Source organism: uncultured Hyphomicrobium sp. (assembly GCF_902826555.1).
Taxonomy (GTDB): Bacteria; Pseudomonadota; Alphaproteobacteria; order Rhizobiales; family Hyphomicrobiaceae; genus Hyphomicrobium_C.
This window is the reverse complement of the sequence record NZ_CADEFI010000067.1, coordinates 1-10288: the sequence shown is the minus strand read 5'-3', so window position 1 is coordinate 10288 and position 10288 is coordinate 1. Positions and strand designations below refer to the sequence as shown.

General features: G+C 62.7%; 9 protein-coding genes. 5 read left to right on the top strand and 4 right to left on the bottom strand.

Annotated features, from left to right (window positions below; all coding sequences use genetic code 11):
* Positions 1-404 (top strand): aldehyde dehydrogenase family protein (locus QZV93_RS17220; protein WP_295559923.1); only part of this gene is annotated, 404 nt, incomplete at its 5' end.
* Positions 405-503: 99 nt separating this feature from the next.
* On the opposite strand, the gene QZV93_RS17215 is transcribed toward QZV93_RS17220, so the two are convergent.
* From QZV93_RS17215 to QZV93_RS17200, 4 genes are all read right to left on the bottom strand, one after another.
* The gene (locus tag QZV93_RS17215; RefSeq protein ID WP_295559921.1) at positions 504-1304 is read right to left on the bottom strand and encodes an SH3 domain-containing protein; all 801 of its coding nucleotides are present in this window, start codon (positions 1302-1304) and stop codon (positions 504-506) included.
* A gap of 242 nt (positions 1305-1546) precedes the next feature.
* On the bottom strand, positions 1547-2467 hold the full coding sequence (locus QZV93_RS17210) for an XdhC family protein (RefSeq protein ID WP_295559919.1): 921 nt from the start codon (positions 2465-2467) through the stop codon (positions 1547-1549).
* Between the two features lie 109 nt (positions 2468-2576).
* A complete protein-coding gene (locus QZV93_RS17205) occupies positions 2577-4574 on the bottom strand; it encodes a sigma-54-dependent Fis family transcriptional regulator (RefSeq protein ID WP_295559918.1) in 1998 nt (665 codons plus the stop codon).
* A 53-nt stretch (positions 4575-4627) separates the two neighbouring features.
* Positions 4628-5392, bottom strand: a complete 765-nt coding sequence (locus QZV93_RS17200) for an FCD domain-containing protein (protein ID WP_295559916.1) — start codon at positions 5390-5392, stop codon at positions 4628-4630.
* A 190-nt stretch (positions 5393-5582) separates the two neighbouring features.
* On the opposite strand from QZV93_RS17200, the gene QZV93_RS17195 reads away from it, so the two are divergent.
* The 4 genes from QZV93_RS17195 to QZV93_RS17180 are packed head-to-tail and all read left to right on the top strand — an operon-like array spanning position 5583 to position 10120.
* Positions 5583-7235, top strand: coding sequence for an L-lactate permease (locus QZV93_RS17195; RefSeq protein WP_295559924.1), 1653 nt, complete (start codon positions 5583-5585; stop codon positions 7233-7235).
* 22 nt (positions 7236-7257) lie between these two features.
* Positions 7258-8052: a (Fe-S)-binding protein gene (locus QZV93_RS17190; RefSeq protein WP_295559914.1), complete on the top strand. Its 795-nt coding sequence runs from the start codon at positions 7258-7260 to the stop codon at positions 8050-8052.
* A complete protein-coding gene (locus QZV93_RS17185; RefSeq protein ID WP_295559913.1) occupies positions 8052-9473 on the top strand; it encodes a LutB/LldF family L-lactate oxidation iron-sulfur protein in 1422 nt (473 codons plus the stop codon). Before QZV93_RS17190 ends, QZV93_RS17185 begins: the two co-directional genes overlap by 1 nt.
* Positions 9470-10120 (top strand): LUD domain-containing protein, encoded by a 651-nt coding sequence (locus QZV93_RS17180; protein ID WP_295559912.1) that lies wholly within the window; start codon positions 9470-9472, stop codon positions 10118-10120. The genes QZV93_RS17185 and QZV93_RS17180 overlap by 4 nt, the downstream gene beginning before the upstream one ends.
* Positions 10121-10288 lie beyond the last annotated feature (168 nt).

Below are 10288 nucleotides of genomic sequence, written 5' to 3'. Positions count from 1 at the left end.
GAGCCCAGATCGTCACCGGTGGCAAGCCCGCTTCCGTCTCACGCGGCTATCACTACGAACCGACCGTCATCACCAACTGCCGCGCCGACATGGAGATCATGCGCAAGGAGATCTTCGGCCCGGTGTTACCGATCCAGATTGTCGACAGCGCGGAGGAGGCAATCGCACTCTCGAACAACTCCGACTACGGGCTCACGTCATCGATCTTCACCAACGACTTGAACACGGCCATGCGCGCCAGCCGCGACCTTCGATTCGGCGAAACCTACATCAACCGCGAGAACTTCGAGGCCATGCAGGGCTTCCATGCCGGCCGGCGCAAGTCGGGCATTGGCGGCACCGACGGCAAGCACGGCCTCTACGAATTCACGGAAACGCAGGCCGTCTATCTCCAGCACGGCTGATCGATTGCTCGACCCACCTTGCCTCTCCGGTCCGCGCCGGAGAGGTCCTTTTTTACGTGGGCTGTCTTCGCTTCCTCAGGCCGTGGACCTCGGCCTCGATCATCCACCCGTCTCGTTGGGCTGACACTTGCCGTAGGGATTGCGGTACATGCCAGCCGGACAAGCCTTGTTTTTGTTCTTCGCGGCGCGATCGCGCTCCTGCTTCTTCCTCGGCACGCATTTGCCGTTGAGATAAAGCATGCCGATATCGACGCAAGCAGCTTTGGCACGCCCCTCGATGGTTGCTTTCGACGGCTTGCTCGCCTTGCGGGGCACGCACTCGGAGCCGTTGTAGTCCTTCCCGGCATCTTTGCAGGTCTGCTCCGGGGTCGGCCCGTGATCGCCCGGCGTCTCGCCACGCACCGGCGTGAACGTGCAGAGCTTGAACAGGTCCGGGCGCTCAGATCCCGTCGAACAGAGGATGCCACCCCACATGTAACCGTTCTTCTGCCCATCCCCGAACGCGATCTTGAACCACGGGAAATCGTTCGGCGTCACAGGCACGCCCGGCGCCATCAGCACGACCTCTTCGCCCTCGGCAAGAGAGGCGACCTTCTCGTAGGTCTGACCCGGCCCCGAGCGGACGACCCCACCCCAAGTGCCCGCGGTCATCGGATAGTCGAAGCCCTGCGTCGCGGTCTGGGGAGGTGCCGCAGGCGTGTCCGCCATCCTTTTGAGATAAGCCCGCGCAAGATCGGCGTGGAACCCTTTCGGATAGTTGGTGAGAAACGCCTCCCAAGCCTCAACGGTACCGAGCTCTTTGGCAGCGGCGAAAGCATCCTTTTCGGCGTCGTTTGGCGCTTGGGCGAACGCAAGCCCATGGCACCGGAATGTGTCATCGCAGAACGATGGCGGTGGCAAGACCAACGCTGCTGAAGCCGCGCAAACCAACGCGAGAGCTTTCCCTATCGGCCTCATGACATCCCGCTTTCGGCTTGCTGAATTGTAGGTCTCGCGATCGTCGTAATACGATTATACTCACACATCGCACATTCACACATCTGATGAATAGAGGAAAAACCGGACCACGCCCCGTGCCCCCGCTGGGCGCTACCAGCGGTCGATGTCCGGCGCTTGGCAAGCGCGGCAACGGGTGAGACCCCTCACGCGACGAGGTTGCGGGCCTTGGCCTCGGCCATGAGCTCGGCGAGAATGCCAACCGCCAGCGTTGCCTTGGACTTGGCGCCTTGAATGGAGCCGACGGGCGCCCGCAAGCGGGACAGCTCCGCGCCGTCGATCCCAAGCGCAGCCAGAGCCTCCACGCGTTGCCTGTGGACGCCGCGGTTGCCGAGAACACCGATATAGAAGCAGTCACGCTGCAACAGCCGGGCGATGATCTCGGGCTCGACGTCGTGCTCGTGAAACACCAGAACCACCGCGGAGCTGGAATCGAGGCGATCGATGGCACTGTCGCTCAAACGAGGCTGCGCGCAGGCTTCGAGCCCGGCCTCGCTGATGTTCGCAAGCGTCGCCGCGTCGGAGGACCAGATCTCGATCTCGAGGCCGACCGCCTTGGCCAGTAGGGCCAGGGCAGACAATGCCGGACCGCTGCCGAGCAGCAGGAGACGAACGCTGGGCACGAACACGCGTGAAAACACGTCGCCCTCGCGCGCGCTGACCCGTCTTTTGTCGTCGCGCGCCAGTGCAACAACCTGGCTCTCACCGCCCGTAAGCGGTGTCCTGAGCACGAAGCTTTTGCGAGCCGCAGCATAAACAGCCATCGTGCTCAACGGCTCGGAGCCCAACGTGCAATCGAAATAGATATCGAGCCCGCTGCCACACGGCAGCTTGATGTCGATGTACCGCGAGCCCCGCCCGTATCGCACGAGACGATTTTTGCCGGAGCGGATGACATCCTGCGCCTCGAGTACGATCGCCTGCTCAAGGCACCCGCCGGAGAGATAGCCGAAGGAACGTCCGTCCTCCGCGACCGCCATCTGCGCGCCAAGCGCGCGCGGCGCCGCACCCTCGATGCCCACCAGCGTCACCAAAGCCGTGCGCAGTCCCTCACGATGCCACGTCACAAGCGCGGGAAGTACATCCTCATCAGTGAGCAGCCCGGAACGGGGGGCTGCAACCGGCAAATCACGAACAGGCACACTCATGATACGGACGCACGACCCAATGAGCGAACTAACATGGCCGATTGAGATTTTGCTTCTTGATCCAGCGATACAGCGTCTGCCGGCTGACCCGCAGCTCGATCGCCGCGTCGGAGATGCACCAGCGGTTGCGTTCCAGCACTTCGATCAAATCCGGATTGGACGGAACATCGTCGCCCGCCAGGTCGCCTGCGGCGTCCGCGCCATCCGGTTCAAGCCACCCCGGCAAACGGCTCTCCGTAATCTCCTCGTCGCCCGAGCACGCCAGCGCATAGCGCAGCGCCAGACGCAATTCGCGCATGTTGCCGGGCCACCGATGTGCAAGAAGATTAGCGAATGCGGACGGCGAGACGCGCGGCGTCTCACAAAGACCCATATGAGCAGCTTCGATATCCAATGCCCGAAGGATGACGTCCGCCTTGTCGGCACGCGCCCTGAGCGACGGAAGCTCGAGCCGGATGCCGGCAATCCGATAGTAAAGATCCTGTCTGAACCTGCCTTCCGACACCATTTTCAACAGATCCTGGTGGCTCGCACAGATCAGATTGAAATCGACCTTGATCGGCTTCGCAGAGCCGAGCGGCACGACTTCGCCCTGAGCAAGCACACGAAGAAGTCGCGTCTGCAGCGCAAGCGGCATATCGCCGATCTCGTCGAGAAACAGCGTTCCGCCGTTGGCCTCCGCGATGCGTCCGCGACGCCCCTCGCGACGCGCACCCGTGAAGGTCCCCGTCTCATAGCCGAACAGCTCGCTTTCGATCAGGCTTTCGGGAATGGAGGAGCAATCAATGACGACAAACGGTTTCGTTGCGCGCGCACCAACCTCGTGGATGCTGCGGGCGAACTCTTCCTTGCCGGTCCCGGTCTCGCCTTGAAGGAGAACTGGCAGTCTCTTGTCCACGAGCTTGCGGATCGTGCGCACATGCTCGCCCATCACCGGATCGTTGCCGGCCAAAGCATCGAGATCCAGGTTGCAGTTACGCGCGATCGCCAACGGTTTGCTGGCGCGCTGCGTGGCGGCCGGTGACCTGGCGACCCGCGGCCCTTTTGCGCCGCTCGGCACCGTAAGACTTGCAAAACACGGACGGTGCCTATCCTTCAGGAGAGCGATGCCGATACGCTCGCTCGACTCCTCATTGCCGCGTCCCACGTCCTGCCAATTGATCTCCATGACATCGGAAAGCGGGCTGCCGATGATGGCCTCGCGGTTGGCAACGCGCAGATCGCCGCTGCTGCCCCCGAGAACCTCGACGGCGCAGCCGTTGTCGTCCAGCGCCAGCATCATCCCGTTGCCGTCCTGCGCCCCGGCGAGCCCCGCTTCGATCCTCAGAATGGTGCGGCCGCGATTGCGCTCCAGGAAGTACCGGCGTTCGATCCGGCGCGCTGTTGCGCAAACCATGTCGAGCACCAGCGGTTGGATTTCCGGTGATAGGTTTGCCACCGACGAGGCGTCGAGCGCCGCGATAACACGCCCGGTGGAATCGAAGATGGGCGCCGCCGTGCAGGTAAGATTGGAATACGTCATGAAGAAATGGTGCGAACGGTGGATGGTAACGGGGCAACTGCTGGCAATCGACGTTCCGATACCGTTCGTGCCCGCTTGATCCTCGCGCCAATCGGCGCCCGCGCACACGCCCACGCGGCGCAAAGCCTGATCTGGCGGCGCCGAGCTCAGCACATCGAGCGCAATGCCGTTGGAGTCGGAAAGCATGATGACGTAGTTGGACGGCGCCACCCGCCCCATGAGCTGCTCGATCTCGGGCTTGGCGACGTAGATGAGCATGTCGAGCGGATCGGCAGCGCTCTTGAACTCATTGGTGGTAACGATTTCCGGCCCCTTGTAGCGCGACCGGTCGAGCTTGTACTCGCTGATGCAGCGCTTCCAGGAAGATGAAACGACGTTCGGAACGTCGTCATGGCCACGCGTCGCGCCATCGTCGTCGCGCGTGATCTCGTCGATCATCCGCTTCGTATGGGCGTACTCGGGAGATCGGCCCGTCACCGTCTTTCCCTTGCCAAGCACGTTCATATCGCCCTCCCAACAGGCATCACTGCATTCACCTGGGCGCGTTGTTATTCTTCTTACCTCGCCAGATAGTCGTTTCTCTCGACGCGCAGCAGAGAGGCCTTCAGTCTCATGCTGTCGCGAAGGATGTCCTCCACGCTATTGAAGGTGAAGCGCACATGATCGGACGCGGCAGCTTCCGCCGCCTTGGGGTTGCCGGCCAGAATCGCGTCCGCAATCGCCACATGCTGTGCCAAGAGCTTCGCGCGAACCGAGGCCCGCTCATAGAGCTGCTGGCGGCTGTAAAAGATATTGGTACGCAACAGCTCGGCGAGCCCTCTCATGATATGGATCACGACCGCATTGTGACCTGCGTCGTAGATCGCCAGATGCAGATCGACGTCGGCCTGCGATTCCTGCGTCGGATCCTCGATCTCGTGCGCCTTCTTCATGCGTTCGATGCACGACCTGATCGTTTCTTTGTCGATATCGGACGCCCTCAAGGCGGCATAGCGCGCGGCCTGAGCATCGACCCCTTGCCGAAACTCGAAATAGTCGGCCGTCACCTGCGGATTGTTCTCGAGCAGCGATGCCAGCGGCTTGAGCAGCGGCGACAGGAACTGCGCCACGTGCGTACCGCCCCGCGTCGTGATCAGCAGTCCACGCGCCGCGAGCATATCGATCGCCTCGCGCAGGGAAGGCCGCGACACGTCGAGCTTTTCGGCAAGCTCGCGCTCCGGCGTCAGTCGCTCCCCCGGGCGCAGCACGCCCTGCAGGATGAGCTTCTCGATGTGATCCGCAATTGCCTCCGAGACACGCTGCGGCTTGATGCGTTCGGTCATTGTTCCATCCAATCGGCCTCTTGAGAGACGCGGAACGAACCAGAGATCCAACAGGAGTAATAGATAATCCAAATCTGTCAATTGGAACTATCTATTCCCCTTTTAGGTATTCTGGTCTAATAAATTGACCAACAAGGCGGGCGGTAAGATGACATGTCATCGATCAGACCTGCCGTCATAGGGTGGAAAAATCGTGTGGTCTCAAGTCTATGATCCCTTCGGGGACATGCTGCTGTCTGCCGGCGTGGCAGCGATTCCGGTGGTCGTTCTTTTAGGCGCAATCGCGTTTTTTGAGGTGAGAGCACATTATGCGGCGCTTCTGGGGCTCGCCGCAGCACTGTGCGTTGCGATCTTCGCTTTCGGCATGCCGCCTGGCATGGCCGGCCTCGCCGCGGCGTACGGCGCCGCTTTTGGATTGCTCCCGATCGGCTGGATCATCCTCAACGTCATCTTCCTCTATCAGTTGACGTCCGAAAATGGTGATTTCGCCGTCGTACAGCGCAGCATCAGCGGCATCAGCAGCGACCGCCGCATGCAGGTGCTCTTCATTGCCTTCTCGCTCGGCGCCTTCTTCGAGGGAGCGGCAGGCTTCGGCACCCCCGTCGCCGTGACGGCGGCCATGCTCATGGGTCTGGGTTTTGCGCCGCTCGCCGCCTCGGGTTTGTCGCTCATCGCCAATACGGCACCCGTTGCCTTTGGCGCGCTCGGCTCCCCGGTCATCGCGCTGGCTGCCGTGACGGGCCTCGATCTTCACGAGCTCTCCGGCATGATCGGCCGGCAGCTGCCGTTGTTTTCGATCATCGTCCCCTTCTGGGTGATCTGGGCGTACGTCGGCTTTCGCCGCATGCTTGAGGTATGGCCGCCGATCGCCGTCGCAGGCGTGTCATTCGCCATTCCCCAGTACCTGGTGTCGAACTATCACGGGCCGTGGCTCGTCGACATCATCGCTGCCGTCGTCTCGATGGCATCTCTCGCCCTCTTCCTCAAAGTCTGGAAACCTGCGCACGAAATGGCGGACCACGACGGCGGCCCGGTGACGCCCGCGGCCCCGGAAACGCGCGCCGACGCCGACACCATACCGCGCGCCACCCTGTTGCGGGCATGGACGCCATGGCTGCTCCTGAGCGTATGCGTGTTCCTCTGGGGCACACCGCAGGTCAAAGCGTTCCTGGACAGCCTATGGGTCTACAAACATCCCGTCGCCGGTCTCGATGGCCTGGTGCAGAAGGTGCCGCCAGTCGTCGCGACGCCTCACGCCGAAACGGCCATCTATAGCCTGAACCTGCTTTCGGCGACCGGCACTGGCATCCTGATCGCCGCTCTTCTCTCGGGTCTGGTCCTGGGCCGCACGCCATGGCAGCTGCTGCGCACATACGGGCGCACGCTCTATCTCGTTCGCTATTCTCTGATCACGATCGCCGGTATGCTCGCGATCGGCTTTGTCACCCGCTACTCGGGCACCGACGCCACGCTGGGCCTCCTCCTCGCCAACACCGGCTGGCTTTACCCCTTCTTTGGGACCCTGATCGGCTGGCTCGGCGTGGCGCTGACGGGATCCGACACCGCGTCCAACGTCCTCTTTGGCGGTCTGCAGCGTGTAAGTGCCGAGCAACTCGGCATCAATCCCGTGCTCATGGCCGCCGCCAACAGCTCCGGCGGCGTAATGGGCAAAATGATCGACGCCCAAAGCATCGTCGTCGCTTCCACGGCCACCAAATGGTACGGACACGAGGGAACGATCCTGCGCTTTGTCTTCTTCCACAGCGTAGCCCTGGCCGTTCTTGTCGGCCTGCTCGTATCCGCGCAAGCCTACCTCTGGCCCTTCACTTTGCTCGCACCGTAACCCACGCTGACAACTCGTCTCGATGACCCAAATCGACGTCACAACATCCAGGACCGACAGGCCGCGCATCGGTCTCTTCGTCACCTGCCTGGTCGATCTCTTCCGCCCGAGCATCGGCTTTGCGGCCGTCAAGCTTCTGGAGGATGCGGGCTGTTTCGTCGAGGTACCGGCACAGCAGGTCTGCTGTGGACAACCGGCCTACAACAGCGGCGACGCCGCTTCGGCACGGAACATCGCCAAGCAAGTCATCGAGGCATTTTCTGGATACGACTACGTCGTCGGCCCTTCCGGATCGTGCGTGGCCACGATCCGGAAGGAGTATCCGGTGATGTTCAAGGACGATGCGCATTGGAACGAGCGCGCATGCGATCTCGCGGAGCGCAGCCACGAGCTGATGTCATTTCTGACCGACGTCCGCGGCGTCGCGCTGGAGAGCGTCACGTTTCGAGCCGCTGCCACCTACCACGACAGTTGCTCCGGCCTTCGCAGCCTCGGCATCAAGGATCAGCCGCGCCAGCTTCTATCCGCAGTCGACGGCCTCACTCTGACCGAGATGCAGGACGCCGAGACGTGCTGCGGTTTCGGCGGCACCTTCTGCGTCAAATACCCCGACATCTCCGTGAAGATGGTTTCCGACAAGATCGGTAACATCGAGATGACCGGCGCCGATACGCTGCTTGGCGGCGACCTCGGTTGTCTCCTCAACATCGCCGGACGGCTGCGGCGCCTCGGAAAATCGGTCCGTGTTTTCCATGCTGCGGAGGTGCTCGCCGGAATGGCGGATCAGGCCGGCATCGGTGATCCGGAGAAGGGCTGATGCAGATCAAGGACGGGAATTTCAGCACACGCGCCTCGGAGGCGCTCGCCGACGCAAGCCTCCAGAAATCGGTTTCGAACCTCAAGCGCGGCTTCGTTGCCGCCCGCGCGCGCGCGGTCGCCGCATTGCCGGAATACGAGGCCATGCGCGAGGCCGGCGCCGCAATAAAGGATCACACCCTCGACAACCTCGATTTCTACCTAGAGCGCTACGAGAGAGAGGTTGTGCGGCAGGGTGGACACGTCCACTGGGCCGCGGACGCAGACGAGGCGTGCCGGATCGTGCGCCAGATCTGCACGCGCGCCGGCGCCAAGAGCGTCGTCAAAGGCAAATCGATGGTGTCCGAGGAGATCGGGCTGAACGAGGCGCTCGAAGCCGACGGTCTCGAGGTCGTGGAATCGGATGCGGGCGAATACATCGTCCAGCTCGCCAAGGAAGCGCCGAGCCACATCGTCATGCCCACCGTCCACAAGACGACGGACGACATCGCCGACCTATTCTATAAGCACCATCGGGCCCACGGCTTCGACGAGCGCGAAACAGATCCGGCAGAGTTGATCGGGCAGGTGCGAAGCATCTTGCGCGACAAATACTTCGCCGCCGACATTGGCATCACGGGCGCGAACTTCCTCGTCGCCGAGACCGGATCCAACATCATCGTCACCAATGAGGGCAACGGCGATCTCACCTCGACGCTGGCCCGCGTGCATATCGTGACGGCCGGAATCGAGAAGGTTGTACCGACGCTGAACGACGCGGCGGTTCTCCTGCGTCTGTTGGCGCGTAGCGCCCTCGGCATGGAGATCACGAGCTACACGACGCTGTCGACCGGACCGCGCCGGCCCGGAGACGCCGACGGACCCGATGAGTACCACGTCGTGCTCATCGACAATGGACGAACGAAGATGCTGGCCGGAACGTTCCGGCCGATGCTGCGCTGCATCCGCTGCGGCGCCTGCATGAACCACTGCCCTGTCTACATGTCGGTCGGCGGACATGCCTATGGCTGGGTGTATCCAGGCCCCATGGGCGCCGTGCTGACACCAATGATCGCCGGCCACGAGAAGGCAAGCGAGCTGCCCCACGCCTGCACGCTCAACGGACGCTGTCAGCAGGTGTGTCCGGTCAAAATCCCCCTGCCCGATCTCTTGCGGCGCTTGCGGCACGATCAATGGGAAGCCGGTTTCATCAAGAGCAAGGTTCGCTGGGGTATCGGTCTGTGGGCCTGGCTCGCGACCCATCCCGCGCTCTACCGTGTCTCAACACGCATCGGCGTTGCAGTTCTGAGGCTGTTCGGAAAGTCCAGCGGACGCCTCACGCGGCTTCCGTTCGCAGGGGGATGGACAGCGGGACGTGACATGCCGGCGCCGCAAGGGACGACGTTCCACGCGGCGTGGGCCAAAAGGAACCCACAACGGTGAGCGAAAGTCGACGCGACGATATGTTGGCGCGGATCAGGGAAGCAGTCGGCGGCAACCGACGCTCCGAAGAGGATCTGGCGCAGCTCGAGAAGCGTCTGACGCAGCCGTCCGCCGCCCCGCGTCCCCGCGTCAGCGATGATCGGCTGGGGCAGTTCATCGCCAAGGCGGAAGCCAATCTCATAACCGTCGAACGCATTGCGTCGCTGCAAATGCTGGTGCCTGCGGTCCGCGCCCTTCTTTCGCAAACGTCCGCGCCCCCCGACATCAGCGTCGCGCCTGCGCTGGAGCATCTGGGATGGCCAGCCGATTGGCACGTCAACATCGGCGCCGGTCGGCGGAAAGAGCCGATGAGCGTCACGATGGCCGTCGCTGGCATAGCGGAAACGGGCAGCATCGTCATGCGGTCCGATCCCACATCCCCAACGACGTTGAATTTCCTCCCCGATGTCCACGTCATCGTCTTGAGAGCGTCGGACGTTGTCGATTACCCGGAGGACGCCTGGGCCCGCGTACGGGCCGGCGCTCCCGGCTGGCCGCGCACCGTCAACATCATCTCCGGCCCCTCGCGTACGGCAGATGTCGGCGGCATCATCGTTCGCCCCGCCCACGGTCCGAAAAGCGTCCACCTCCTCCTCTGCCACGATTGAAGCGCAGCAAAGAAAAAAGGGGGCGATCGTGATCGCCCCCAAGGTCCACTGCGGGAGAAGAGTGACGTCGCGCTGAGACGTCAGAAGAATATGGCCCCACCAAGCGCATAAAGGTGCAGATCCTCGAAGTCCTCGGTTCCGGAGACGCCGTTAGCGGTGAAGTCGAGG